The 24,446-nt window shown below is 71.4% G+C and carries 21 protein-coding genes; 15 read left to right on the top strand and 6 right to left on the bottom strand.

Annotation, left to right across the window (positions count from 1 at the left end):
- The first annotated feature begins 69 nt into the window (after window positions 1-69).
- The gene (locus tag PJ985_RS05055) at window positions 70-1,587 is read left to right on the top strand and encodes an AI-2E family transporter (RefSeq protein WP_271682305.1); all 1,518 of its coding nucleotides are present in this window, start codon (window positions 70-72) and stop codon (window positions 1,585-1,587) included.
- A gap of 75 nt (window positions 1,588-1,662) precedes the next feature.
- On the opposite strand, the gene PJ985_RS05050 is transcribed toward PJ985_RS05055, so the two are convergent.
- The gene (locus PJ985_RS05050; RefSeq protein ID WP_271682304.1) at window positions 1,663-3,477 is read right to left on the bottom strand and encodes an alpha/beta hydrolase; all 1,815 of its coding nucleotides are present in this window, start codon (window positions 3,475-3,477) and stop codon (window positions 1,663-1,665) included.
- A 202-nt stretch (window positions 3,478-3,679) separates the two neighbouring features.
- On the opposite strand from PJ985_RS05050, the gene PJ985_RS05045 reads away from it, so the two are divergent.
- From PJ985_RS05045 to PJ985_RS05005, 9 genes are all read left to right on the top strand, one after another.
- Window positions 3,680-4,204 (top strand): PadR family transcriptional regulator, encoded by a 525-nt coding sequence (locus PJ985_RS05045; RefSeq protein WP_271682303.1) that lies wholly within the window; start codon window positions 3,680-3,682, stop codon window positions 4,202-4,204.
- Window positions 4,201-4,902 (top strand): ABC transporter ATP-binding protein, encoded by a 702-nt coding sequence (locus PJ985_RS05040; protein WP_271682302.1) that lies wholly within the window; start codon window positions 4,201-4,203, stop codon window positions 4,900-4,902. Before PJ985_RS05045 ends, PJ985_RS05040 begins: the two co-directional genes overlap by 4 nt.
- Complete coding sequence (locus PJ985_RS05035) at window positions 4,899-7,316, top strand: FtsX-like permease family protein (protein WP_271682301.1); 2,418 nt, start codon at window positions 4,899-4,901, stop codon at window positions 7,314-7,316. The genes PJ985_RS05040 and PJ985_RS05035 overlap by 4 nt, the downstream gene beginning before the upstream one ends.
- Before the next feature lie 74 nt (window positions 7,317-7,390).
- Window positions 7,391-9,073: a fumarate hydratase gene (locus PJ985_RS05030; RefSeq protein WP_271682300.1), complete on the top strand. Its 1,683-nt coding sequence runs from the start codon at window positions 7,391-7,393 to the stop codon at window positions 9,071-9,073.
- Between the two features lie 106 nt (window positions 9,074-9,179).
- Complete coding sequence (locus PJ985_RS05025) at window positions 9,180-10,592, top strand: class II fumarate hydratase (protein WP_271682299.1); 1,413 nt, start codon at window positions 9,180-9,182, stop codon at window positions 10,590-10,592.
- Between the two features lie 127 nt (window positions 10,593-10,719).
- Window positions 10,720-11,442 (top strand): cytidylyl-2-hydroxypropylphosphonate hydrolase, encoded by a 723-nt coding sequence (fomD, locus tag PJ985_RS05020; protein ID WP_271682298.1) that lies wholly within the window; start codon window positions 10,720-10,722, stop codon window positions 11,440-11,442.
- A 1-nt stretch (window position 11,443) separates the two neighbouring features.
- Entirely contained in the window at window positions 11,444-13,465 is a 2,022-nt protein-coding gene (locus PJ985_RS05015) for an ATP-binding SpoIIE family protein phosphatase (protein ID WP_271682297.1), read from the top strand.
- A 196-nt stretch (window positions 13,466-13,661) separates the two neighbouring features.
- The gene (locus tag PJ985_RS05010; RefSeq protein ID WP_271682296.1) at window positions 13,662-14,342 is read left to right on the top strand and encodes a DUF1707 SHOCT-like domain-containing protein; all 681 of its coding nucleotides are present in this window, start codon (window positions 13,662-13,664) and stop codon (window positions 14,340-14,342) included.
- Between the two features lie 191 nt (window positions 14,343-14,533).
- On the top strand, window positions 14,534-14,893 hold the full coding sequence (locus PJ985_RS05005) for a WhiB family transcriptional regulator (protein WP_443033411.1): 360 nt from the start codon (window positions 14,534-14,536) through the stop codon (window positions 14,891-14,893).
- Between the two features lie 53 nt (window positions 14,894-14,946).
- Here PJ985_RS05005 and glpX read toward each other — a convergent pair whose 3' ends face one another.
- Window positions 14,947-15,978, bottom strand: coding sequence for a class II fructose-bisphosphatase (gene glpX / locus PJ985_RS05000; protein ID WP_271682295.1), 1,032 nt, complete (start codon window positions 15,976-15,978; stop codon window positions 14,947-14,949).
- A gap of 169 nt (window positions 15,979-16,147) precedes the next feature.
- Between glpX and PJ985_RS04995 the strand changes: the two genes are divergently transcribed.
- A complete protein-coding gene (locus tag PJ985_RS04995) occupies window positions 16,148-16,747 on the top strand; it encodes a DUF4245 domain-containing protein (protein WP_271682294.1) in 600 nt (199 codons plus the stop codon).
- A 61-nt stretch (window positions 16,748-16,808) separates the two neighbouring features.
- On the opposite strand, the gene PJ985_RS04990 is transcribed toward PJ985_RS04995, so the two are convergent.
- Window positions 16,809-17,087: an exodeoxyribonuclease VII small subunit gene (locus tag PJ985_RS04990; protein WP_271682293.1), complete on the bottom strand. Its 279-nt coding sequence runs from the start codon at window positions 17,085-17,087 to the stop codon at window positions 16,809-16,811.
- Between the two features lie 10 nt (window positions 17,088-17,097).
- Window positions 17,098-18,330 (bottom strand): exodeoxyribonuclease VII large subunit, encoded by a 1,233-nt coding sequence (xseA, locus tag PJ985_RS04985; protein WP_271682292.1) that lies wholly within the window; start codon window positions 18,328-18,330, stop codon window positions 17,098-17,100.
- Window positions 18,331-18,378: 48 nt separating this feature from the next.
- Here xseA and PJ985_RS04980 point away from each other — a divergent pair, with 48 nt between their 5' ends.
- Window positions 18,379-19,380 carry a 4-hydroxy-3-methylbut-2-enyl diphosphate reductase gene (locus PJ985_RS04980; RefSeq protein ID WP_271682291.1) on the top strand — a complete coding sequence of 334 codons (1,002 nt, stop codon included), beginning with the start codon at window positions 18,379-18,381 and terminating at the stop codon, window positions 19,378-19,380.
- Here PJ985_RS04980 and PJ985_RS04975 read toward each other — a convergent pair whose 3' ends face one another.
- Complete coding sequence (locus tag PJ985_RS04975; RefSeq protein WP_271682290.1) at window positions 19,381-19,767, bottom strand: DUF6542 domain-containing protein; 387 nt, start codon at window positions 19,765-19,767, stop codon at window positions 19,381-19,383. It lies immediately after the preceding gene.
- Window positions 19,768-20,141: 374 nt separating this feature from the next.
- Here PJ985_RS04975 and ychF point away from each other — a divergent pair, with 374 nt between their 5' ends.
- Complete coding sequence (gene ychF, locus PJ985_RS04970) at window positions 20,142-21,230, top strand: redox-regulated ATPase YchF (RefSeq protein WP_271682289.1); 1,089 nt, start codon at window positions 20,142-20,144, stop codon at window positions 21,228-21,230.
- A 239-nt stretch (window positions 21,231-21,469) separates the two neighbouring features.
- Here the strand turns inward: ychF and PJ985_RS04965 are convergent, their stop codons facing one another.
- The gene (locus PJ985_RS04965) at window positions 21,470-22,273 is read right to left on the bottom strand and encodes an aminotransferase class IV family protein (RefSeq protein ID WP_271682531.1); all 804 of its coding nucleotides are present in this window, start codon (window positions 22,271-22,273) and stop codon (window positions 21,470-21,472) included.
- A 261-nt stretch (window positions 22,274-22,534) separates the two neighbouring features.
- Here PJ985_RS04965 and PJ985_RS04960 point away from each other — a divergent pair, with 261 nt between their 5' ends.
- Together PJ985_RS04960 and PJ985_RS04955 are read left to right on the top strand one after the other, a co-directional pair.
- Complete coding sequence (locus PJ985_RS04960) at window positions 22,535-23,212, top strand: esterase/lipase family protein (RefSeq protein ID WP_271682288.1); 678 nt, start codon at window positions 22,535-22,537, stop codon at window positions 23,210-23,212.
- Between the two features lie 175 nt (window positions 23,213-23,387).
- Entirely contained in the window at window positions 23,388-24,440 is a 1,053-nt protein-coding gene (locus PJ985_RS04955; RefSeq protein ID WP_271682287.1) for a septum formation family protein, read from the top strand.
- The last annotated feature ends 6 nt before the right edge of the window (window positions 24,441-24,446 follow it).

Here is a 24,446-nt window from a genome sequence, read left to right as displayed (position 1 = left end):
TTCTGGGCGCGGGGGCGCAAGGTACTCTCGGGTCGCACTGAGCAGGGCCGGGGGCGGAGGGAAAACGGGATGTCACGACTGGACCGGTTGAGAACCGGTTTGGCGCGCTTCGGTTCGCGGGTTTCCGCCTACCGGGAAGCCGCGGAGCGGGAGGCGGAGCGCCGGGAGCGCGAGGCCGCGGAGCGGGTCGTCGGGCCGGTTGAGCCGGTGCTGCCGGTGAGCCCGGTGCAGCTCGGGACAGCGGAGGTTGCTTCCGGGCGGGCCGGCGAGCCGGTGGCGTCCGGTGGTGAGGGGGGCGCGGGCGGCAGCGGCGGCGAGCCCCAGGGCTCTCCCTTGCCTCCGCAGGGCCCTCCCCGGCCGGAGCCCGCCGTCGCGATCCCGTGGGGGCTGCGGGTCGCGGCCGAGGCCGGCTGGCGGCTGCTGGTGCTGGCGGCGGCGGTCTGGGTGCTCCTCCAAGTAGTGGAAGCCATCAGCCTGCTGGTGATCGCGTTCGCCGCGGGCCTGCTGATCACCGCGCTCCTCCAGCCGCTCACCGGCAGGCTGAAGCGGATGGGTCTGGGACGTGGACCGGCCACCGCGGTCACCTCGGTCGGCGGCTTCGCAGCCATCGGTCTGATCGGCTGGTTCGTGGTCTGGCAGGTCATGGAGAGCGTCGACGATCTTGTCGACAGCGTGACCGAGGGCATCAACGAGTTGCGGGACTGGCTGCTGGACAGCCCGCTCGGAGTCGACGACGACGACTTCAACGAGCTCGTGGACAACGTCAACCGGTGGCTCAGTGAGCACAGCGCGGAGCTCACCACCGCAGGTCTCGAGGGCGTCAACTATCTGGTGCGGTTCTTCACCGGCGCCGGTGTGGCGCTCTTCGTCGTGCTGTTCCTGCTCTACGACGGCCGCAACATCTGGTACTGGTTCCTCAAGTTCTTCCCCGCCCCCGCGCGGCCGGGCATTGCCGGGGCGGGGCCGCGGGCCTGGATCACGCTCACCGGATATGTGCGGGGCACCGTGCTGGTGGCACTCATCGACGCGCTCGGTATCGGCATCGGGCTGTACATCCTGCAGGTGCCGATGGCCGTGCCGCTGGCGGTCATCGTGTTCGTGTCGGCGTTCGTGCCGATTCTCGGTGCCATTGTGTCGGGCGCGTTGGCCGTCGTGGTGGCCTTCGTGACCGAAGGGCCGCTCACTGCCGTGCTGGTCCTCGGCGTGGTGCTCCTGGTCCAGCAGGTGGAGAGTCAGATCCTGCAGCCGTTCATCCTGGGCCGGCTGGTGCGGGTGCACCCCCTGGCCGTGGTGCTCGCGGTGACCGGTGGCACGCTGCTGGCGGGCATTCCCGGAGCGGTGGTGGCGGTACCGCTGGTGGCGGTGCTCAACACCGTGGTGGTCTATCTGAGGGCCTATCAGAACGAGGCCGAGATGCGGGCGGATCCGCGTCGCAGTGGTGCGACGATCGCCTCGCTCGCGCCGACGGCGCCGTCGGTGGTCACCGGGGGCGGGCCGGAGCCCGGGGCCGGGCGGCCGGAAGAGCCGGAGCATCGTCCGGGGGAGCCACCGGACCGGAAGGACGACCCCGGCGACCACCGGGCTTAGCGTCGCATCGGCCGGGTTCTGCCCCGTCGCGGAAACCCCTGACCGACCCGGCACCGGTGCCGGGTCGGTCAGGGCTCACTCCGGCGTGCCGGTCAGGCCGGAGCGGGGCGGGTGACGGGCCTCGAGCAGGTGTTTCAGCTCGGTGGTCTCCTGCGGGCTCCAGGCGGCGGGCGGGACGATCGCGGCCCAGGCGTCCACGGGGTTCGAACCGTACCGGTGGCCGTGCGGCGCGGGGGCACCGTAGGAGACCGCCATGTCCACGGTCGTCTGCCAGAAGGTGACGAAGGGGAACCAGTCGATCGCCGTTGTCACGTCCGGGCCCAGCGGCGGGCGCAGCCACTCGGGCCGCTGGAACAGCAGATTCGGGGACCACCACACCACAGGGTCCGAGGCGTTCTGCAGGTAGACGACGCGCGGCTCCTGCCAGGGGATGTCCGGCCGGTTCAGGTCCCGTTCCGGGAATTGCGCGAAGCGCACATGCTCCCCGCCCCGGTACAGCGGGCGCCAGACCGGGCTGCCCGGATCCCGGTGCTCGGTCAGGGCGGCGTGGATCGGGCTGGAGTCGGGCGGGCCGATGAGCAGTGCCCCGTCGGTCCGGTCGATCAGGTCGTCCACGCTGTCGAAGGAGGCCTCGATGGCGGTGACCGCCAGGCTCTCCCCGAACACGACCAGCTTCGGACGTGTCTCGGGAGGTTCCTGTGCCCAGCGGGCGTGCACGGCTTCCACCAGCTCCCGGGTGGCGGCGCCCGCCTCCTCGCGGTCCACGGTGAATGAGGCCCAGCTCGGCAGGTAGGAGTACTGCATGGTGACGACGGCGGTGTCCCCGCCGTGCATGTACTCCAGAGCCTCCACCGTGGTGGGGTTGATCCAGCCGGTGCCCGTGGTGCCGCCGATGGCCAGCACCGAACGGTCGAACGCGTCGGTCCGCTCCAGCTCCCGCACCGCGAGCGCGGCGCCCTCCGGGTAGCTGTCGTAGGCGGCGCGGCCGGCGTAGACCCGGATCGGCTGGACGGCCTCCCGGCCGGTGAAGCTCTCGATCTCGTCGGTGGAGAGGACCGTCCCGGTGAAGGTCCGGCCCTTGTTCCCCAGGTCGTCCCAGTGGATCAGCGAGTCCGGGCTTCCCGAGACGCGAGGGGAGTACGGACGCAGGATGCCCGGATCGGTGCTGCGGTCCTTGGCCGCCGCGACCCGGTCGGCGAGGTGCAGTACCCCGCGCTCGAAGACCACATCCCGGGTGCCGAAGATCACAAGGGCGCTGCTGAGTGCCAGCGCCAGCGCCACAGCGGCCGGCCAGGGCACGAAGCGGTGCAGCAGCTCCGTGAGCCTGCGGGTGCCGAGCCGGATGACCCTGGCGAGGAACAGCAGGAGCCCGCACACCCCCAGCGAGATCAAGGTGATCATCAGGGAGTGCCAGGTCAGGGTGGGCGGCAGCCCTTGCAGCCGGCGCAGTTCACGCTGCATCTCGGCGCTCTGCGACAGCAGGAAGATGACCAGCGGCGGAGTGAGCAGATAGAACGTCAGCCAGCATCGGGCCCTGGCGGTCCGGCTGGGACGCCAGCGGAAGAGCAGCCGGTACAGCCAGCTGAGCAGCGCGCCGAGGCCGTAGCCGATGGCTGCCGTGATTCCTCCGATGGCGCCTTGCAGATACCACGGACGGGGGACCAGGGAAGGGGTCAGGGAGAGCCAGAAGAAGAAGACGGCGAGCAGGCAGGCGGCGAGGTCGGGCCAGCGCCGGACCACCCAGGTGGAGTCCGGGCGTTCCCAGTACGGCGCGCGCAGGAAGGCCGCTCCGTGCTCTCCGGTGCGCCGGACCGCGGCGTGCAGGGCGGCGGTGGCCGTCGGCAGGCCGCGGCGGGGTACGGGGGCCTCGCCCCCGGCGGTGTGCAACATGCCCCGGCCCCCGACCCCGTTCCCGTGCGTGAGTGCTCCGTCCTCGCGCTGAGGGGACGGACGCAGGCACCCAGCGTAGCGTTGCCCCGGGCCCGGGGTGGGCGTATTGGCCGCGGGGGCGGAACGGTGACCCGGGATGTTCGCAGCGGTTTGCTCTCTCCGTGTATACACGGCGGTTATACATGGTGTGTATAGTGCTCGCATGTCCATCAGCCAAACACTGCTCGGGCTCCTGGAGTCCGGTCCTCGCCACGGTTATGACCTCAAACGGACCTTCGATGACCGCTTCGGTCACGACAAGCCGTTGCACTACGGTCAGGTCTACTCGACCATGTCCCGCCTCTTGAAGAACGGCCTGGTGGAGGTCGACGGAATAGAGGCGGGGGAAGGCCCCGAGCGCAAGCGCTACGCCATCACCGATGCCGGTATCACCGATGTCGAGAACTGGCTCACCCGCCCGGAGAAGCCCGAGCCCTACCTGCAGAGCACCCTCTACACCAAGGTCGTACTGGCCCTGCTCACCGGCAGGGACGCCGACGCGCTGCTCGACAGCCAGCGCGCCGAGCACCTGCGGCTCATGCGGGAGCTCACCCGCCGCAAGACCGGGGGCGATCTCGCCGACCAGCTCATCTGTGACCATGCGCTGTTCCACCTCGAGGCCGACCTGCGTTGGCTCGAACTGACGGCGGCCCGGCTGGACCGGCTCGCCACGGAGGTCCGCTCGTGAACAGCTTCCCGCACCCGCCTCCGGACGCCCTGCTGTGCGCGGAGAACCTGCACAAGGCCTACGGCTCCACGCCGGCCCTGGCCGGCGCGGACTTCCGCATCTCCGCCGGGGAGATCGTGGCCGTCATGGGTCCGTCCGGCTCGGGCAAGTCCACCCTGCTGCACTGCCTGGCCGGCATCGTCCCGCCGGACGCGGGCACCGTCCACTTCGACGGCAGCGAGCTGTCCGGGCTGTCCGATGCCCGGCGCAGCGCCCTGCGGCGCTCAGCGTTCGGTTTCGTCTTCCAGTTCGGGCAGCTCGTCCCCGAGCTGACCTGTCTGGAGAACGCCGCCCTGCCGATGCGGCTGACCGGCACCGGCCGCAAGGAGGCCGAGGCCCGTGCCGCGCGCTGGCTGGAGCGGCTGGAGGTCGGCGATGTCCGTCACCACCGCCCCGGACAGGTCTCCGGCGGCCAGGGCCAGCGGGTCGCTGTCGCCCGTGCCCTGGTGAACAGCCCTCGGGTGATTTTCGCGGACGAGCCCACCGGCGCACTGGACTCCCTGAACGGCGAGCGCGTCATGCACCTGCTCACCGAGGCCGCCAGGGAATCCGGCACCGCGGTGGTCCTGGTCACCCACGAGTCCCGGGTCGCGGCGTACTCCGACCGCGAGGTCGTCGTCCGTGACGGCAGGGCCCGCGACCTGGCAGGTGCCGCATGACCGGCCCCGCTCTCGCGCCCGGCCGTGCCCCGGCGGCACCCGCTCCACCGGAGCCGCCGGGCCCCCCGGCCGGCTTCCGGCGCTGGGCGGCCGACCTCGCGCTGGGCCTGCGCTTCGCCCTGGCCGGCGGCCGTGAGGGCTGGACGAGGACGGTGCTCACCGGCGTGGGGGTCGGGATCGGGGTGGCCGTGCTGCTGCTGGCCGCCGCGGTGCCCAGCCTGCTCGGGGCACGTGTGGACCGGGAAGCTGCCCGTGGCTCCGGCTGGTCGGGCGAGCTGATGGAGCCGGGCCCGGGGACGATGCTGTACGCCAAGACCGACACCACCTTCCGGGACCGCGCCGTCCGGGGCCGCGAGCTCGAGCCCGACGGTGACCGGCCGCCCCTGCCGCCGGGCGTCGCGGAGATCCCGGGGCCCGGTCAGATGGTGGTCTCGCCGGCGTTGCGGGAGGTCCTGGAGTCCGACGACGGCGCGCTGCTGCGCGCCCGGCTGCCCCACGAGGTCACCGGCACGATAGGCGACGCCGGGCTGGTATCACCGACCGAGCTCGTCTATTACGCGGGCTCCGACACGCTCCACACCGTCCAGCCGAGCTGGGAGCTCCACCGCATCGACAGCTTCGGGGAGGCGCCCGCGAGCAGACCCCTGGACGCCTTCCTGCTGCTGCTCGTCGTGGTCACGTGTGTGGTGCTGCTGCTACCGGTCGGCGCCTTCATCGCCACCGCGGTACGTCTCGGCGGTGAGCGCCGCGACCGGCGGCTGGCCGCACTGCGTCTGGTCGGCGCCGATATCCGGATGACCCATCGGATGGCGGCCGGCGAGGCACTGGCCGGTGCCCTCCTCGGGCTGCTGCTGGGGATCCTGATCTTCTTCGTGGGCCGCCGGATGCTGGCCGGTGTCGAGGTCCTCGGCCTGAGTGTGTTCCCCACCGACGCCGTGCCCCACCCTTTGATCACCGTACTGATCCTGTGCGCGGTGCCCTCAGCCGCCGTCGTGGTCACCCTGCAGGCGATGCGCCGCATCTCCATCGAGCCGCTCGGTGTGGTCCGCGGCGCCGGGGTGCGCACCCGGAGACTGTGGTGGCGGCTGCTGCCGGCCGCGGTGGGGCTCGCCCTGCTGCTGCCGATGTCCGGGGCGGTCGGCGTCGGCGGTGAGTCCCTCGCTGTCGAGCAGGCTGCCGTGGGGATCGTCCTCCTGCTCGTGGGCGTGACGACGGTCCTTCCCTGGCTGGTGGAAACCGTGGTGGGGAGGCTGCGCGGTGGCCCGCTGCCGTGGCAGCTGGCCGTCCGCCGGCTGCAGCTGGACAGTGGCCCGGCCGCCCGCGCGGTCAGTGGCATCACGGTGGCCGTGGCGGGCGCCATCGCCGCCCAGATGCTGTTCAGCCCGGCCTCCGGGGAGTACTCCCAGGGCACCGGATACGACACCGGCCGTGGTGAGTACCTGGTGGAGACAGAGCGCCCGGGCGGTCCCGATACCGGGGAACTGCAGGACGCGCTCAACGCGGTGGAGGGGGTGGAGCGGACGCTCCCGTGGAGGGAGCGGACAGCCATGCACGGCCTGGGCGCCCTGCCGGGGGAGCCCGTCTTCTACCTTTCGCTCACGGTGGCCGACTGCGCGGCTCTCTCGGCCCTCGCCGATCTCCACGACTGCGCCGACGGCGATGTCTTCCTGGCTTCCGGTGAAAGCCTGCCGCTGGACCCGGCGGGAGAGGAGTTCGACCTGGCGTGGACGGACAGCGAAGAGGGGCCCGAAGTACCGGCGTCCGGGCGTGTGACCTGGACGGTGCCCACCGACGCGCGCACCGTGCCCTCATTCGTCAGTCCGATGGGATACGAGGTGCACGGTGTGTACGCCACCCCGGGTGCACTCGGCACCGGCCTGCCGGACGACGGCAGGACGAGCGTGCTGGTGCGCGGCGGGTCCGGGGACCCGGACATCGTCGAGCACCTCCGGAACACGGTGCACGGATTCGGCCCCTTGGTGAAGGTGTACCAGCTGAAGAGCACCTCCGTCGACCGGCAGTACGCCTCGATCGAGCGCTCACTGCACGTCGGCGCCATGGCGGTGCTGCTGCTGATCGGCGCGGGCATGCTGGTCGCCCTGCTCGAGCAGTTGCGGGAGCGTCGACGGCTGCTGTCCGTGCTGGTGGCCTTCGGCACCCCGCGGGCGGTCCTCGTCCGGTCGGTGCTGTGGCAGACCGCGATACCGGTGCTCCTGGGCATGACGATGGCGGTGGCCGGCGGGCTGGTCCTGGGCGCCGTGCTGCTGTCCATGGTCTCCCAGCCGTTCACGGCCAACTGGTCCGCGGTGGCGCTGCTGGCCGGCCTCGGCGGGGCGGTGATCATGCTGACCACACTGCTCGGCATGCCCGCCCTGTGGCGCATGATGCGGGCGGACGGTCTGCGTTCGGAGTGACCCCGCGCCGGAGCGCGGGGCGAGCGGTTCTACTCTGGTGGGGCTTTCCCGGTCTGCCGATGGAGATGACCCAGATGCCAGCCACCCCCCGCCCCGCCCCTCCGGAATTCACCTACACCGACCTGCTGCCCGTCGGCGCGGACGACACCCCCTACCGACTGGTCACGGCGGAGGGGGTGAGCACCTTCGAGGCCGCGGGCCGGACGTTCCTGAAGGTGGAGCCGGAGGCGCTGCGGCTGCTGGCCGCGGAGGCGATGCACGACATCTCCCACTACCTGCGGCCGGAGCACCTGACGCAGCTGCGGAGGATCCTGGACGACCCCGAGGCCTCGCCCAACGACCGGTTCGTCGCCCTCGACCTGCTGAAGAACGCCAACATCGCGGCCGCCGGTGTCCTGCCGATGTGCCAGGACACCGGCACCGCGATCGTGATGGGCAAGCGGGGCCAGCAGGTGCTCACCGAGGGGCGTGACGCCGAGGCGCTGTCCCGCGGCATCCACGACGCGTACACCCGGCTCAACCTGCGGTACTCGCAGCTGGCCCCGCTGACCATGTGGGACGAGAAGAACACCGGTTCCAACCTGCCGGCCCAGATCGAGCTGTACGCCGAGGACGGTGACGCCTACCGTTTCCTGTTCATGGCGAAGGGCGGCGGCTCGGCCAACAAGTCCTTCCTCTACCAGGAGACGAAAGCGGTCCTCAACGAGACGTCGATGATGAGGTTCCTGGAGGAGAAGATCCGCTCCCTGGGCACCGCCGCCTGCCCGCCGTACCACCTGGCCGTGGTGGTCGGCGGGACCTCCGCCGAGTACGCCCTGAAAACCGCGAAGTACGCCTCCGCGCACTACCTCGACGAACTGCCGGCCGAGGGTTCGCCGGCCGGCCACGGCTTCCGGGACCGGGAGCTGGAGGAGAAGGTCTTCGACCTGACGCAGCGGATCGGCATCGGCGCCCAGTTCGGGGGCAAGTACTTTTGCCACGACGTGCGCGTGGTGCGGCTGCCCCGGCACGGCGCCTCCTGCCCGGTGGCCCTGGCGGTGTCCTGCTCGGCCGACCGGCAGGCCAAGGCGAAGATCACCGCCGAGGGGGTATTCCTGGAGCAGCTCGAGACCGACCCGGCGCGCTTCCTCCCCGAGACCACCGAGGAGCACCTCGCCGACGACGTGGTGCGGATCGATCTGAACCGCCCGATGGACGAGATCCGGGCCGAGCTGACGCGGCACCCCGTGAAGACCCGGCTCTCGCTCACCGGCCCGCTGGTCGTCGCCCGTGACATCGCACACGCGAAGATCAAGGAGCGGCTGGACGCGGGCGAGGAGATGCCGTCCTACCTGAGAGACCACGCGGTGTACTACGCGGGCCCGGCCAAGACCCCCGAGGGCTATGCCTCCGGCTCCTTCGGTCCCACCACGGCCGGCCGGATGGACGCCTACGTCGACCGGTTCCAGGCTGCCGGCGGGTCACTCGTGATGCTCGCCAAGGGCAACCGCTCCCAGCAGGTCACCGACGCCTGTGCCGCGCACGGCGGCTTCTACCTGGGCTCCATCGGCGGTCCGGCCGCCCGGCTGGCCCAGGACTGCATCCGCAAGGTCGAGGTGCTGGAGTACGAGGAGCTCGGCATGGAGGCGGTCTGGCGGATCGAGGTCGAGGACTTCCCGGCGTTCGTTGTCGTGGACGACAAGGGCAACGACTTCTTCGCACCCGAGGATCCCGGCCGGACGTTCGTCCCCTCCATCCCGGTGCGCCGAACCCCGTAGCGGACCAGGCGGAGGCGCCTGCAGTGCTTCCCGGCGCACCGGTCGGATCCGCCCGCCCCCGGCGCGCGGACCGGCCGCGCCGGGACCCGGGACGTAGATTCCTGGTATGAGTGCGAGGAGAGAACCCCAGAGCCGGGCGGACCACCGCATCGAGCACGACTCGATGGGAGAGGTGGCCGTACCCGCGCATGCCAAGTGGCGGGCACAGACCCAGCGTGCCGTGCAGAACTTCCCCGTGTCCGGCGTGCGGCTGGAACGCGCGCACATCGAGGCGCTCGCGCGCATCAAGGCTGCCGCAGCCGTGGTCAATGCCGAGCTGGGCGTCCTGGAGGCCGAGATGTCCACAGCCATCGCGGCGGCTGCCGGAGAGGTGGCCGACGGTGACTGGGACGCGCACTTCCCGGTCGACGTGTTCCAGACCGGCTCCGGCACCTCGTCGAACATGAACATGAACGAGGTCGTGGCGACGCTGGCGTCCGAGCGCCTCGGGCGAGCTGTGCACCCCAACGACCACGTCAACGCCAGCCAGTCGTCGAACGACGTGTTCCCGTCCTCGATCCACATCGCGGCCACCGCAGCCGTCACCCGGGACCTGATCCCGGCCCTCGACCACCTTGCCGAGGCGCTGGAACGCAAGGGGCGGGAATTCGCCGAGGTGGTGAAATCAGGGCGGACCCATCTCATGGACGCCACCCCGGTCACGCTCGGTCAGGAATTCCGCGGGTACGCCGCCCAGATGAGGTACGGAGTGGAGCGGCTGCGTACCGCACTGCCCCGGCTCGCTGAACTGCCGCTGGGCGGCACCGCGGTGGGCACCGGGATCAACACCCCGCCCGGTTTCGCTCCCGCGGTCATCGCCGAGGTGGCTCGCACCACCGGACTGCCGCTCACCGAGGCCCGTGACCACTTCGAGGCACAGGGCGCCAGGGACGCCCTGGTGGAGACCTCCGGCCAGCTGCGCACCGTCGCGGTGTCCCTGACCAAGATCTGCAACGACCTGCGCTGGATGGCCTCCGGTCCGCGCACCGGGCTCGCCGAGATCACGCTCCCCGACCTCCAGCCCGGCTCCTCGATCATGCCGGGCAAGGTGAATCCGGTGATTCCCGAGGCCGTGCTGATGGTCGCGGTACAGGTCACCGGGAATGACGCCGCGGTCGCCGCGGCCGGTGCCACCGGAAGCTTCGAGCTGAACGTCATGCTCCCCGTGATGGGCAAGAACCTGCTGGAGTCGGTCCGGCTGCTCGGCAACGCGGCCGTGCTCCTCGCCGACCGCACCGTGGACGGCATCACCGCCGACGCCGAACGCTGCCGCGAGTACGCGGAGTCCTCGCCCTCGGTGGTGACACCGCTCAACCGCTACCTGGGGTACGAGGAAGCCGCCAAGGTGGCCAAACGGGCACTCGCCGACCGCATCACCATCCGGGAGGCGGTTCTCGCCGGAGGATACGTGGACCGGGGCGTGCTCACCCGGGAGCAGCTGGACACCGCCCTGGACGTCCTCGGGATGACCCGGCCCTGACCCGCCCCGTCCGGTGCCGGCGGAGACCCGTGCTGACCGGCCGGGCAGGCCGGTCCGTGCTACCCACAGCAACGGCATCATTGGGAACGGTCACCCCTCCGGGCGGGATCACCCCTAAACTCCGGTTATGACGACACCATCCGCGCGCGATCCCCGGACTCCGGAGAGGTGGGAGACCGGCGACCACATCCTGTGGCGGTACCGGGCGAACGGGGCGGCGGAAGTCCACATCTGCCGCCCCGTGACGGTCGTCCGAGACACCCCCGAGATTCTCGCCGTCTGGATTCCTCCCGGCACGGCGTGCATCCGGCCGCAACTCGCCGACGGCACCCCGGTGCACCGGGAACCTCTCCCCACCCGCTACACCAAGCCGCGCACCACCGTACGGTCGTACTGGACGGGACCCGGTGTGCTGAAGCTCGCCCGCCCGGGGGATCCATGGTCGGTGTGGCTTTTCTGGGACCGGGGGTGGCGCTTCAAGAACTGGTACGTCAACCTGGAGGAGCCGCTGCACCGCTGGTCGGGCGGGGTCGACTCGGAGGATCACTTTCTCGACATCGCGGTGTATCCCGACCGGAGCTGGGAGTGGCGTGATGAGGACGAGTTCGCCCAGGCCCAACAGGCGGGTCTGCTGGACGCCGAGCAGGCGGAGCGGGTCCGGGAGGCCGGCCGGGCCGCCACCGAGCTCATCCACTCCTGGCAACGGCCCTTTTCCGACGACTGGCAGATCTGGCGCCCCGATCCGCGCTGGAGCACCCCGGACCTGCCGCACGACTGGGACCGGCCCGGCCGCCCCTCCGGTCCCGCGGGGGGAATGAACGGACAGCCGCAGCACCCGAAGGCCTCTTGATATGCCCCCCGGCGCCGCCCGTAGGATCGACCCCCACGACCACAGATCAAGAGCGTTACCCCGCACGCCAGTTCCCACCTGGACGGATGGACATCCCCTCGTGACGGACCCGACTCCACCGCAGCCCGCGGCTCGCACGGCGGACGCACCTCCCCGTGCCGAGAACTCGGCGATCCCGCGTGCCCGGCCCGAGCACGCCACCGAGGCCCAGGAGTCCGTACGGCCCGGCCGGCCCGGAACCCCGGCCGCCCAGGAGCCGCCGGCCGTCAGAGAGCCCGCTGCCGGCGGAAAAGCGCGTGAATCCGAACGCCTGAGCTTCGTGGGAGCCGCGACCCGCCGCATCGCCCGGGGCATCGACCTCGACGAGACCGTCCTCGGCCTCTGCCGCGCCACCGTGCCGACCTTCTCCGACGCGATCCTCGTCTACCTCCGCGACCCGCTGCCCGTCGGCGACGAGCAGCCGGTCAACCCCATGGTGCTGCGGCTGCGCCGCACCGACCGGATCCCCGAGTCGCTGCCCGGCGGCGGTGCCCTGGCCGCCGTCAACGGCGCGGGCCTCGGCGCTCCGGCCCTGCCGCTGCTCACCGCTGCCGCCTCCCGGCTCGAGGTACGGGCCAACGGGCCGCTCGCCGAGGTGATGCGCGGAGTCCGGCCGGTCTTCGCGCTGTCCGATGTGCCGCGCTCCGCGCTGCGCGAGCTGACCGGCAGTGCCCACCTCCCCGAGGGGCAACGCGCGATCCTCGCCCCACTGCGGGGACGGCGCCGCGTCATCGGGGCGACGGTGTTTCTCCGCCGTCCGGACCGGGCGGCCTTCGAGCACGACGATCTGCAGGTCGCCGCGCAGCTCGCCACTCACTCTGCGCTCGGGGTCGACAAGGCGGTGCTGTACGGCCGAGAGGCGTCCATCGCCGACGAACTCCAGCGCACCATGCTCCCCGATGACCTGCCGCAGCCCACCGGCGTCCGCCTCGCCAGCCGCTACCTGCCCGCCGCCCAGTCCGCCCGGGTCGGCGGTGACTGGTACGACGCCATCCCGCTGCCCGGCAGCCGGGTGGCCCTGGTGGTCGGGGACGTGATGGGCCACTCCACAACCTCGGCCGCGATCATGGGCCAGCTGCGCACCACCGTGCAGACCCTGGCCGGGCTCGACCTGCCGCCGCAGGAGGTGCTGCACCACCTCGACGAGCAGGCACAACGGCTCGGCCAGGACCGGATGGCCACCTGCCTGTACGCGGTGTACGACCCGGTGGCCCACAAGATCACCGCAGCCAACGCCGGCCATCCGCCTCCGGTGCTGCTGCATCCGGACAGCAGTACCGATCTGGTCCTGCTGCCGCCCAACGCCCCCATCGGCGTCGGCGGTGTCGACTTCGAGGCCGTCGAGCTGGACGCCCCGGCGGGGTCGACGCTGGTGCTCTACACCGACGGCCTGGTGGAGTCCCGCACCCGCGACGTGTGGACGGGGGTGGAGCAGCTGCGGGAGAAGCTGACCGAGACGGTGCGGCTGACCCGCCCGGATGCGGCGCCCCCGCTGGAGCCGCTGTGCGACGAGGTCCTGGACATCGTGGGCCCGGGCGACCGGGACGACGACATCGCACTGCTCGCCGCACGTTTCGTGGGCATCGCGCCGGACAACGTGTCCTTCCGCCGCCTGGACCCGAAGGCCGAGTCGGTCCGGGAGGCCCGGAAGCTGGTGCGGGAGAGCCTGCAGCGGTGGCACCTGGAGGAGCTGCTGGACTCGGTCGAGCTGCTGGTGAGCGAGGTCGTCACCAACGCCGTGCGCTACGCGGAGCGGCCGGTGACGCTGCGGTTGCTGCGCACCGACGTGCTGCGCTGCGAGGTGGGCGACGATGTCCCGCAGCTGCCCCGGCTGCGGCAGGCGGGGCCGGCGGACGAGGGCGGTCGCGGCCTGTACCTGGTGCAGCGGCTGGCCCGCAATTGGGGCGCCACCCGGCTCAGCACCGGGAAGCTGGTCTGGTTCGAAGTCGCGATGTCGGCCGGGCCCGATCAGCCGCGGCCCTGACCCGTCACGGCCCCTGACCGGTCACGTCCGAGCCGTTGCCGTCCGCCGACGCAGGCGGCCAGGTCGCACAGGGCGCGTGTCACCGGGGGTGAGCAACGGAGCCGGACACCGGCCCGTGGTCCGGTCCCGGCCGAACGCGTGGGAACGGGGCGGCAGATGACTGGTCGCGATGTATCGCGTTCGGTAGGCTGGAGCGGTGAGTGCTGAGAATCCTCCTGCCGTGCCCTTGGGAAAGCGGAACGAGCCCGCGGCTGTCCGGGCCTCGGACGCCGACCGCGACCGGATCGCCGACATTCTGCGCGAAGCCCTCGCCGAAGGGCGTCTGGACAGCGAAGAGCATGCCGAGCGGATCGACGCCGTCTACCGGGCCAAGACCGTCGTCGAGCTGGAGCCGTTGATCCGCGACCTGCCGGCCGGCCAGCACGGGAGCCGCCCCGACCCCGCACTCCCACCGCACCCCGCGCGGCCCGCCGCCGTACCCGGCAGAGGGCCGGCCACCCGGAGTGCCAGGAACGTGGTGGCCATCCTCAGCGGAGCTTCCCGGCAGGGCCGCTGGCGGGTCGGTACACAGGTCAACGCCGTGGCGATCTGCGGCGGGGTCGAACTCGACCTGACCGAGGCGCTCTTCGAGCAGCAGGTGGTGACCGTGAACGCCACGGCGATCTGCGGCGGCATCGAGATCAAGTTGCCGGAGAACGTCACGGTCCGGCAGTCCGGCAGCGGCATTCTCGGTGCGTTCGAGGTCGAGGAGAGCGAGGCCCTGGACCCGCAGGCACCGGTCATCGTGGTGCAGGGAGTGGCGCTGTGCGGGGGTGTGGAGGTCCGTCAGGTGCGCGGCAAGCAGCTGCGCAATCTGCGCGGCGGCAGGGAGAGCTGACTCGCGCCGGCAGTGGGGACGGCCGCGCGTGTCGTCGCTCCGTGCATAAGAGTGCGCACAGCGGGTAGGGCACCCTGGACCGTCACCCACATGGCCGCAGGGTGAGCCGGGGGGCTGCGGCTCGTCACCAAGGACGGGTGAGGGCCCACCGGCCAGGAGCGACCCCCCGTAGCCGCCTTCAGGAGTTGACCGTGCTGCAACCGCCGCAGGATTCCCCGTGGTCCCCCGCCGTGCCCGACCCGCGCGCTGCGCGGAATGTGGCGGGCCCCTGGCACTCGGAGGCCGCTTGCCGGCGGGATGAGGCGGGGCTGTTCTTCGCCCCGTCCCATGAGCCCACGGCGTCCCGGCTCTCCCGCGAGCAGGCCGCCAAGGCGGTGTGCGCCCGATGCCCCGTGCTGCTGGAGTGCCGGGAGCACGCCCTGCTGCTCCCCGAGCCCTACGGGGTGTGGGGCGGCCTCACAGCCGCCGAGCGTCGCGTGGTGCTGACCCGCCGCCGGCGACGGGGAGCCGCCGAGCCGGCGCCCTCCCACGGCATCGGCCGCATCGCCTGAGCCCGCCGTCGGCGCCCCGCGGACACCGCGGGGCGCCGACGGCGTATCCGCCCTCAGCGGGCGCGGTCGAAGTCCACCGCACTGTAGGCCCGGAGCTTGGACAGCCGGTGCGTGGAGTCGATCTGACGGATCGTCCCCGAGCGGGAGCGCATCACCAGGGACTGGGTGGTCGCGGTCTCCGCGCTGTAGCGCACCCCGCGGAGCAGATCGCCGTCGGTGATGCCGGTGGCGGCGAGGAACACATTGTCGCCGCTGACCAGGTCGTCCGCGTGCAGCACCCGGTCCAGATCGTGGCCCGCGTCGAGGGCCGCGCGCCGTTCGGCCTCGTCCTTGGGCCAGAGCTTGCCCTGCAGGCTGCCGCCCAGACACTTGATCGCACAGGCGGAGATGATGCCCTCGGGGGTGCCGCCGATACCGAGCAGCAGATCGACGCCGGTGCCCTCCCGGGTGCTCATGATGGCGCCGGCCACGTCGCCGTCCTGGATGAACTTGATGCGGGCGCCGGACTCCCGGACTTCCTTCACGATGTCGTGGTGGCGCGGCCGGTCCAGGATCACCACCGTGACATCCTCGGGCGCCTTGCCCTTGGCCTTCGCCACCCTGCGGATGTTCACCGCCGGCGGCGCGTCGATGTCGACGAACTCGGCGGCCTCCGGCCCGGTGGCCAGCTTGTCCATGTAGAACACCGCGCTCGGGTCGAACATGGCCCCGCGGTCGGCCACCGCCAGCACCGAAATGGCGTTCGCCATGCCCTTGGCGGTCAGCGTGGTGCCTTCCACCGGGTCGACGGCGACGTCGCACTCCGCGCCGGTGCCGTCTCCCACTCGCTCACCGTTGAAAAGCATCGGTGCTTCGTCCTTCTCGCCCTCCCCGATGACGACCACACCGTTCATCGACACAGTGGAGACGAGGGTGCGCATGGCGCGCACGGCGGCGCCGTCCGCACCGAGCTTGTCGCCCCGGCCCACCCAGCGGCCGGAGGCCATCGCACCCGCTTCGGTGACCCGCACCAGCTCCAGGGCGAGGTTGCGGTCGGGGGCTTCGGGACTGACCTCTAGCGGGGGCGGGAGATGGTTCTCGGACATCGGGACGCACCTTTCTGCACGGCGGTGCCGTGGTTCTGAGGGTGCTCTCGACTCTATCCGGCGACTGTACATCTGAGCCTATTGGCCCACGAATGAGCGGAGAGTCGGGCGGTGGCTCCGGGGGGCCGCCTGCGGAGCCCCGGAGTCCATGCGGGACGATGGGGGAGTGGTGAGCGAGACACGTACGGCGCCCGCATCGGACGCGCCCGCCGAGAAGCAGGACGGGAAGCCCGACGAGAAGCCCAGGCTCAAGACCGTCAGGGACATGCTGCTGTCCCTTGCGGTGGTCAGCGCTGTCGCCTTCGGCCTGTACTTCTACCTGCCGCACGATGCGTCGCAGGACCCGGTCAAGCCGGTCGAGTACCAGGTGGAGGCAAACCTGGCGGCCCGGGCCGCCCCCTACGGGCTGCTGGCTCCCGAAGGGCTGCCGCCGGAGTGGCGTGCCACCTCGGTGCGCTACCAGCCGCAGGGTGAGCACGGCGCCACCTGGCGGCTCGGCTTCATGGATCCCGAGAACGAGTACGCGGCTCTGGCCCAGGCCGACGGGGCTCCCGGTCCGTTCGTCGACGCGCTGACCCACGGCGCCGAGGACACCGGCGAGACCCTCCGGATCGACGGCCGGGAGTGGACCCGCTACGAAGGTGCCAAGTACGACGCGCTGGTGCTGGCCGAACCGGAGGTGACCACGCTGGTCCTGGGAACCGCCCCGGTCGACCGGTTGGAGCAGCTCGCTGCCGCACTGGAGACCCGGGCCGACACCACCGCGTGACCCGCCTCACACCATGACGCGGCACACGGCCCGCCGGTGAGCCCCGGCGCGCCGCCCGGGGTCAGTGTTCCCCGGCCGCCTCCGACGCCGGTCCGTCAGCCCCGGACGTGCCCCCGTCCTCCTCCTCGGCCAGGGCCGCGTCCAGCCGGGCACGCGCTCCCTCCAGCCACCGGCCGCAGATCCTTGCCAGCTCCTCCCCGCGCTCCCACAGCTCGAGCGACTCCTCCAGGGTGGAGCCGCCGGTCTCCAGCCTGCGCACCACATCGACCAGCTCGTCCCGCGCCTGCTCGTAGCTGAGCGCGGCGCGCGCGTCCGTGTCCGTCGTCCCCGGGTCCGTCATGCGGGCCAGCTTAGGGCTGCCCGCCGACAGGTGCGGACGGCCGGGCGACCACCGGCAGCTCGCCGCCGGCCACCCGGGCACGCAGCTTCTCCCCCTCGGACACCTCCTCCGGCGCACGCACCACCGCGCCGTCCTCCCGCTGCAGCACCGCGTAGCCGCGCTGCAGCGTGGCGGCCGGGGACAGCGCGAGCACCCGCGCCCGGGTATGGCCCAGATCGCTCTCCGCGCGGTCCAGAAGATGCCCCAGCGTGCGCCGGCTCCGCTCCAGCAGCCCGCGCAGCTGCTCCGCCCGGACCTCCACCATCAGCTGCGGCTCCGCCATGCACGGCCGGCTGCGTGCCGCCGTGAGACCGCGTTCCTCCCGGTCCACGAAGCCCTCCAGGACCCGGCGGGCCCGGTCGCGCAGCTGCGCCACCCGGACCAGCTCCTCGCCCACATCGGGCACCGTCCGCTTGGCCGCGTCGGTCGGCGTCGAGGCCCGCACATCGGCGACCAGATCGAGCAGCGGGGAGTCCGGCTCGTGACCGATCGCGGAGACCACCGGGGTGGTGCAGGCGGCCACCGTGCGGACCAGCCGCTCGTCCGAGAAAGGGAGCAGGTCCTCCACGCTGCCGCCGCCCCGGGCCACGATGATGACGTCCACCGCCGGATCCGCGTCCAGCCCCTGGACCGCCTCGATCACCTGCGGCACGGCGTGCACGCCCTGCACGGCCACGTTGCGCACCGCGAATCGGACGGCGGGCCAGCGGTGCCGGGCGTTCTCCAGCACGTCCCGCTCCGCGGCCGAGGCACGGCCGGTCACCAGACCGATCCGCTGCGGCAGAAACGGCAGCCGCCGCTTGCGGTCGGCCGCGAACAGCCCTTCGGCGGCCAGCGTGCGCTTCAGCTGCTCGAGCCGCGCCAGCAGCTCACCCATCCCGACCGGGCGGATCTCGGCGACCCGCAGCGACAACTGGCCGCGCGGCGCGTACCACTCCGGCTTGCCGTGCACCACCACCCGGGAACCCTCCCCGACGATGTCCGCGACCTTGTCGAACACCGCGCGGAAGCAGGTGACGGTCAGCGACACCTCGTGCGAGGTGTCGCGCAGCGTGAGGAAGACCACGCCTGCGCCGGGGCGCCGGGACAGCTGAGTGATCTGGCCCTCCACCCAGACTGCGCCCAGCCGGCCGATCCACCCCCCGATGAGCCGTGACACCTCGGCGACGGGGAGCGGGGTACCGGGAGACGTCTGAGTGGCCATGGGGCCACGCTAACCGTGCCCGGCGACAGTGGGGACCGCCCCCGTACGATGGACCGCATGACTGCGAAGACTCCCGCGACCGCCCACCGCCGGGTCCTGCTCGCCGCCCCCCGTGGCTACTGCGCGGGTGTGGACCGCGCCGTGATCGCTGTGGAGCAGGCTCTGGAGCAGTACGGCGCACCGATCTACGTACGGCACGAGATCGTGCACAACAAGTACGTCGTGCGGATGCTGGAGAAGAAGGGCGCCGTCTTCGTGGAGGAGACCCAGGAGGTGCCGGAGGGCGCCATCGTGATCTTCTCGGCGCACGGGGTCGCTCCGGCGGTCCACGAGGAGGCCGAGCGCGGCAAGCTCGCCACCATCGACGCCACCTGCCCGCTGGTCACCAAGGTGCACAAGGAAGCCGTCCGCTTCGCGAAGGACGACTACGACATCCTGCTCATCGGCCACGAAGGTCACGAGGAGGTCATCGGCACCAGCGGCGAGGCCCCGGACCACATCACCCTGGTCGACGGCCCCGAGGGCGTGGCGAACGTCCGGGTCAAGGACCCGGAACGGGTCGTGTGGCTCTCCCAGACCACGCTCTCGGTGGACGAGACCATGGAGACCGTGGACGCCCTGCAGCAGCGTTTCCCGAAGATGATCAGCCCGCCCAGCGACGACATCTGTTACGCCACCCAGAACCGCCAGACGGCCATCAAGCAGGTGGCGGCCGGGTCCGACCTGGTCATCGTCGTGGGATCGCAGAACTCCTCCAACTCCGCCCGGATGGTCGAGGTCGCCCTCGGTGCCGGGGCGCAGGCGGGCTACCTGGTCGACAACGCCTCGGAGATGGACGAGGCGTGGCTGGAGGGCGTCACCACGGTCGGGCTCTCCTCCGGGGCCTCGGTGCCGGACGTCCTGGTGGACGGCGTGCTGGAGTGGCTGGCCGAGCGCGGCTGGGCCGATGTCGAAGTGGTGCAGCCCATGGACGAGCACATTCAGTTCTCGCTCCCCAAGGAGCTCCGGCGCGACCTGCGGGCCGAGGCCGCCGCCAAGCTGCAGAGCTGATCAGCGCCGGGCCGCACGTCCCGCCCGGCGCCGCCTGCGCAACAGCTGGAGCGCGCCGCGGACCAGCACGATCACGGTGGCAAGGAAGGTCCCGGCGAACAGCCAGGGCGCGCCCATGGCCAGTTCGGTCACCACGGTCAGGGCCTTCGCGGAGGGGAGCAGCCCCACCGCGAAGGCGATCGGGGCGGCGATGGGCGCGCAGATCAGGTCGGCCGGCCGCACCCACACCGCGGCGGCGGCGCAGGCCAGCAGGAACAGCACTCCGTAGAGAACCGGCGCGCCGCCCAGCTGTCCGCTGAGCCACCCGGCCGCCGCCATCACGACGGTGGCCAGCACGCCGCAGCCGAAACCGGTCAGCCGCGGACGCGGCAGCCGCGAGAGCGCCACGACCACCGGCGACGGCCGGCGGCCCGGTGGGCGGGGCGGGTGCCCGGCCGCTTCACCGGACCGGGCCGCACCGCCCGGCCCGGCCGGGGCCCGGGCGCCCGGGCCGGGCCCTGCGGGCCCCGCCGGCCGCGGCAGACGCGGCCGTTCCGGGGCGGTTCGTTGCCGGGAGTGCCGGGTTGTGCGCGTACTGTGCTCCACGCGCTCACGGTAGGACGGCTCCGCGGGCCGACAGGGTGATCAACACACCTTTTCCGCGCCCCCGCGCGGCAGGTTGCTCCATCCGGAGCCGCGCAGGGTGTCCCCGGCCACCTGGACGGAGGCGCCTAGTATGGACAGCTGGCCCTGTCATCCCCTCACGCACCCGGGAACCCCACGTGTCGCTCACGATCGGAATCGTCGGCCTGCCGAATGTCGGCAAGTCGACCCTGTTCAATGCCCTGACCAAGAACGACGTGCTGGCGGCCAACTACCCGTTCGCCACGATCGAGCCCAACATCGGCGTCGTGGGGGTGCCCGATCCCCGGCTCGGCGTGCTCGCCGAAATCTTCGGGTCCCAGCGGCTGATGCCCGCCACCGTCGACTTCGTGGACATCGCGGGGATCGTGCGGGGAGCGAGCGAGGGGGAAGGGCTCGGCAACAAGTTCCTCGCCAACATCCGTGAGTCCCACGCGATCTGCCAGGTGATCCGGGCCTTCAAGGACGAGAACGTCGTGCACGTGGACGGCCGGATCTCGCCCAAGAGCGACATCGAGACGATCGACACCGAGCTCATCCTCGCCGACCTGCAGTCCATCGAGAAGGCCCTGCCTCGTCTGCAGAAGGAAGCCCGGGTCAAGAAGGACAAGCAGCCGGTCATCAAAGCCATCGAGGAGGCGCAGGCCATCCTCGAGGACGGCCGCACGCTCTTCTCCGCCGGTATCGCCCAGGGCACGGAGCGGGCGGAGGCGCTCCACGAGCTGCACCTGCTGACGGTCAAGCCCTTCCTGTACGTCTTCAACGTGGACGAGGACGAGCTGACGGACGAGGCGTTCCAGGCCGAGCAGCGTGCCCTGGTCGCCCCGGCCGAAGCCGTCTTCCTCAACGCCAAGCTGGAGTCCGACCTCAGCGAGCTCGACGACGAGGAAGCGCTGGAGCTGCTGCAGTCCGTCGGGCAGGAGGAGCCCGGCCTGGCCACCCTGGCCCGGGCCGGCTTCGCCACCCTCGGCCTGCAGACCTACCTGACCGCCGGGCCCAAGGAGACCCGGGCCTGGACGATCAAGCAGGGCGCCACGGCACCCGAGGCCGCCGGTGTGATCCACACCGACTTCCAGAAGGGCTTCATCAAGGCGGAGGTCATCTCCTTCGACGACCTGGTCGAGGCCGGTTCCGTCGCCGACGCCCGGGCCAAGGGCAAGGCCCGCATGGAGGGCAAGGACTACGTCATGCAGGACGGCGACGTCGTCGAGTTCCGCTTCAACGTGTGATCGATCAATAACTCTGGCTTTGCGCCGGAGGGGCCCGACTCGTCGGAGTCGGGCCCCTCGCGCCTTCCCGTGCCGGGATGGTGCGGGGATTCCCCTGGGTTCGACTGTCCGGGGGCTTGATGCCACCTGCGGTCCCGGCGATGTGCTGACCGCCTGGCCGCTGCGAGCGGCGGAGGCAGGACGAGGCACGGGAGTGGGGGAGCGCGATCAGTCCGTAGCCGTCTGGTTTCTCGTTCTGTTCAGCGCATTGCCCCAGGGCCAGGCTCCTGGACAGGGTCGCCCGGCAGGCTCAGGTAGGTGTCACGCATCGAGGCGAGTATCGGATGTTCCGTCGGCAGCGCGGTGTCGTCGATGGCTGAGATCGTCCGGACGCCGATGCTGGTGCTGGTGACGAAGGCGGCCCGCATCCCGCGTGCCGCTTCGGCCGTCACCGGCGCGGTGGTGTGGGCGTGGTGCTGCTGGATCAGGGCCATGGTCACGCCGGGCAAGACGGCGCCCTCGGGCCAGACGAGGGCGCCGCCGGGGTCGATGAAGCCGACGTTCCAGGTACCGCCTTCGGACACGAGGTCATCGGGGCCGACGAACAGGGCGTCGTCGAATCCGGACAGCTGGGCGGTGCGCCGGGCGTGCAGGGCGCCGAACAGGCCGAGGTGCTTGACGCCGGGCAGGTCGCGTACGTACGGGATGGTTCTCACGCGCAACGGCGGCAGCGGCATGGGTCCGGTGGGGCGGGTGGTCACCAGGATGTGGGGGGTCGCCGGCGAGGAGGGGTGCCCGATGTCCAGCGCCGGGTCGAACACGCTCACCCGGACCACGAGCGAGCCGCCCTGCCCACTTATGGCGCGACGCACGTACTGCCGTACCCGGTCGGTGTCGAGCCGGGCGTCGAACACCGTCCGGCAGTCCCGTTCGAGCCGTTCCATGTGCAGGGCGAGACCGCGTACGCGCTGGTTGTCCACGCGCATCGAGGTGAAGTGCCCGTAGTTGGTCAGTGCCAGGGCCTTCAGGGACTCGGCTCCGGCGGGTTGGCCGTTCAGTTCCATCACGCGGACCAGTGTGGCAGCGGGCTGCCGGCTGCACGGTCCCTCAGCCCGGTGCCGGATCGGCGGCGTCACCTCTCCGGGGGCAGTCGATCCGGGCACTGACCAAGATCACACACCGTGATGTTGCCGTGATGTCAACCGCAGGCTACTTGTGAGTAATCTGACATTCACAGAAGCACTGGCCTGCTTCTGGTGGTGGGCGCGCGCTCCCTGAAACCCCCCTCAACAGCAGTAGCCACTGCTTGCCTGACAGGAGTTCAGATGCGCCTGCGTCATGTCCGCACTTTCCTCGGCGCCCTGTTGGCCGCCGTGCTGGTCGTACCCCTCACCTCGACCACCGCCCAGGCCAACACCTCGGAGCCCGTCGTCTTCGTGCACGGCTTCTCCGGCAAGAGCGGCCAGTTCTCCACGATGACCGCGAACTTCAGGGCGAACGGCTACTCCGCCGACCAGCTGCACGTCTTCGGATACAACTCGTTCCAGTCCAACACCACCACCGCGCGCCAGCTGTCCGACTACATCGACAACGTCCTCAGGCAGACGGGCGCGAGCAAGGTCGACATCGTCACCCACTCCATGGGCGGTCTCTCCTCGCGCCACTACATCAAGCACCTCGGCGGCGCCAACCGGGTCGACGACTGGGTGTCGATCGGCGGACCGAACAACGGGACCGCGATTGCCGGCTTCTGCAGCTTCCTCATCACCTCCTGCCAGGAGATGCGCGCCGGGTCGAGCTTCCTGGGAAACCTCAACGCGGGTGACCCGACTCCCGGCAACGTCAACTACACGACGTTCCGCTCGCCCTGCGACCTCGTCATCAACCCGGTCAACAGCACGGTCCTCGCCGGCGCCGACAACCGTACGACCGCCTGCCTCGGGCACATCGGGATGATCTCGAACACCGGGGTCATCAACGCGGTGCGCGCCGTCGTCTCCTGAGCAGGCACCCCCGCCCCACGGTCAGCCCGCTCCGAATCCGCATCGGCTTCGGAGCGGGCTGACGCGCTGCCCGGCCGGGCGGCCGCCTCCGGGCCCCCGGGGGGTCCGCTCCTGTCGCCGTAGCGCAAGATGCCTGCATGCAGGGCTCGTTCCGACAGAAGCAGGTGGTTCACGGGTGGACAGGTCCCAGGAGTCGACGGCCGTTCCGCGATGGGACCTGGGCGCATGGAACGGTTGGGCGATTCTCTCGCTGGTGGCCGGAGTGCTCAGCTTCGGAGCGTTCGGCCGGTACCTTCTCGGTGCCGGGCTGCTGCTGGGCGTCGTCGCCCTGGTGCTGATCCGCAAGCGCGGAGGCCGGGGCAGGAGGCTGGCGTTCGCCGGCATGGCGCTGTCCTCGGCCGCTCTGCTGTTCCACGGGCTGATCGCGGTGCTGGTGCTCCTCGGCCACGGGGAGGCGGAGAACGCCGCGGAGACCCTGGAGGAGGCTGCCGCCCGGGACGCTTCCGTCTTCGCCCTGCGACCCGGCGACTGTTTCGACTTCTCCGCCACCGCATGGGGTTCGGCCGGCCACGTGGACGAGGTGCAGCAGGTCCCGTGCGAGGAGGTGCACGAGGCGGAGCTGTTCGCCGTTGCCGAGTTGCCCCGGGGTGCGTATCCCGGCGGGCTCGCGATCGAGGTCACCGCCCGCAGGGAGTGCGGGCCGGCCCAGCACGCTTACGCCCCCGACACGTGGGCGCTGCCGGACGGAGTGGCCTCCTTCTTTCTGCACCCCACTCCCGAGTCCTGGGAGCAGGGGGACCGGGATCTGCTCTGCGTTTTCCGGGGGCCGCAGGAAGGGCTCCGTGGTTCCGTGCGTCAGGACAGCGGTGCTTTGGACGAGCACCAGTTGGTCTACCTCACCGCCACCCACGTGTTCCACGCGGCCTGGGAAGCCGAGCCGGCCGAGTACGCGTACGAGGACCTGGAAGCGAACCAGAAGTGGGCGGGTCTGATGGCCGAGGCTCTCGGGGACCAGGCCCGACAGCTGGGGGAGCACGCGTGGCCCGACGAAGCATCGGCTCCCGTCGGGGCGCTGATCCTGGAGCTGGAGGAGGCCCGGCTGCACTGGGAGCGGGCGCGGGACGCGTCGCACGCAGCAGCGTTCGACACGCTTGACACCTCCGGGCTTCAGGCGGCGAGCGAGCGGACCGTCGAGGTGCGGCGCGCGCTCCGTCTCCCCACGGAGTAGCGCACG

Origin of the sequence: Streptomyces sp. ACA25, assembly GCF_028200735.1 — a bacterium.
Lineage (GTDB): Bacteria > Actinomycetota > Actinomycetes > Streptomycetales > Streptomycetaceae > Streptomyces.
This window is presented reverse-complemented; position numbering and strand designations above follow the sequence as displayed.

Excerpts from the sequence above, each read along its gene's own strand:
- PJ985_RS04990 (WP_271682293.1), bottom strand. The coding sequence starts at position 17,087 with ATGACGGACCCGGGGACGACGGACACGGACGCGCGCGCCGCGCTCAGC.
- PJ985_RS05045 (WP_271682303.1), top strand. The coding sequence starts at position 3,680 with ATGTCCATCAGCCAAACACTGCTCGGGCTCCTGGAGTCCGGTCCTCGC.
- PJ985_RS04965 (WP_271682531.1), bottom strand. The coding sequence starts at position 22,273 with ATGGAACTGAACGGCCAACCCGCCGGAGCCGAGTCCCTGAAGGCCCTG.
- PJ985_RS04960 (WP_271682288.1), top strand. The coding sequence starts at position 22,535 with ATGCGCCTGCGTCATGTCCGCACTTTCCTCGGCGCCCTGTTGGCCGCC.
- xseA (WP_271682292.1), bottom strand. The coding sequence starts at position 18,330 with ATGGCCACTCAGACGTCTCCCGGTACCCCGCTCCCCGTCGCCGAGGTG.
- fomD (WP_271682298.1), top strand. The coding sequence starts at position 10,720 with ATGACGACACCATCCGCGCGCGATCCCCGGACTCCGGAGAGGTGGGAG.
- PJ985_RS05050 (WP_271682304.1), bottom strand. The coding sequence starts at position 3,477 with ATGTTGCACACCGCCGGGGGCGAGGCCCCCGTACCCCGCCGCGGCCTG.
- PJ985_RS05025 (WP_271682299.1), top strand. The coding sequence starts at position 9,180 with ATGAGTGCGAGGAGAGAACCCCAGAGCCGGGCGGACCACCGCATCGAG.
- PJ985_RS05035 (WP_271682301.1), top strand. The coding sequence starts at position 4,899 with ATGACCGGCCCCGCTCTCGCGCCCGGCCGTGCCCCGGCGGCACCCGCT.
- PJ985_RS05030 (WP_271682300.1), top strand. The coding sequence starts at position 7,391 with ATGCCAGCCACCCCCCGCCCCGCCCCTCCGGAATTCACCTACACCGAC.
- PJ985_RS05015 (WP_271682297.1), top strand. The coding sequence starts at position 11,444 with ATGCCCCCCGGCGCCGCCCGTAGGATCGACCCCCACGACCACAGATCA.
- glpX (WP_271682295.1), bottom strand. The coding sequence starts at position 15,978 with ATGTCCGAGAACCATCTCCCGCCCCCGCTAGAGGTCAGTCCCGAAGCC.
- PJ985_RS04980 (WP_271682291.1), top strand. The coding sequence starts at position 18,379 with ATGGACCGCATGACTGCGAAGACTCCCGCGACCGCCCACCGCCGGGTC.
- PJ985_RS05055 (WP_271682305.1), top strand. The coding sequence starts at position 70 with ATGTCACGACTGGACCGGTTGAGAACCGGTTTGGCGCGCTTCGGTTCG.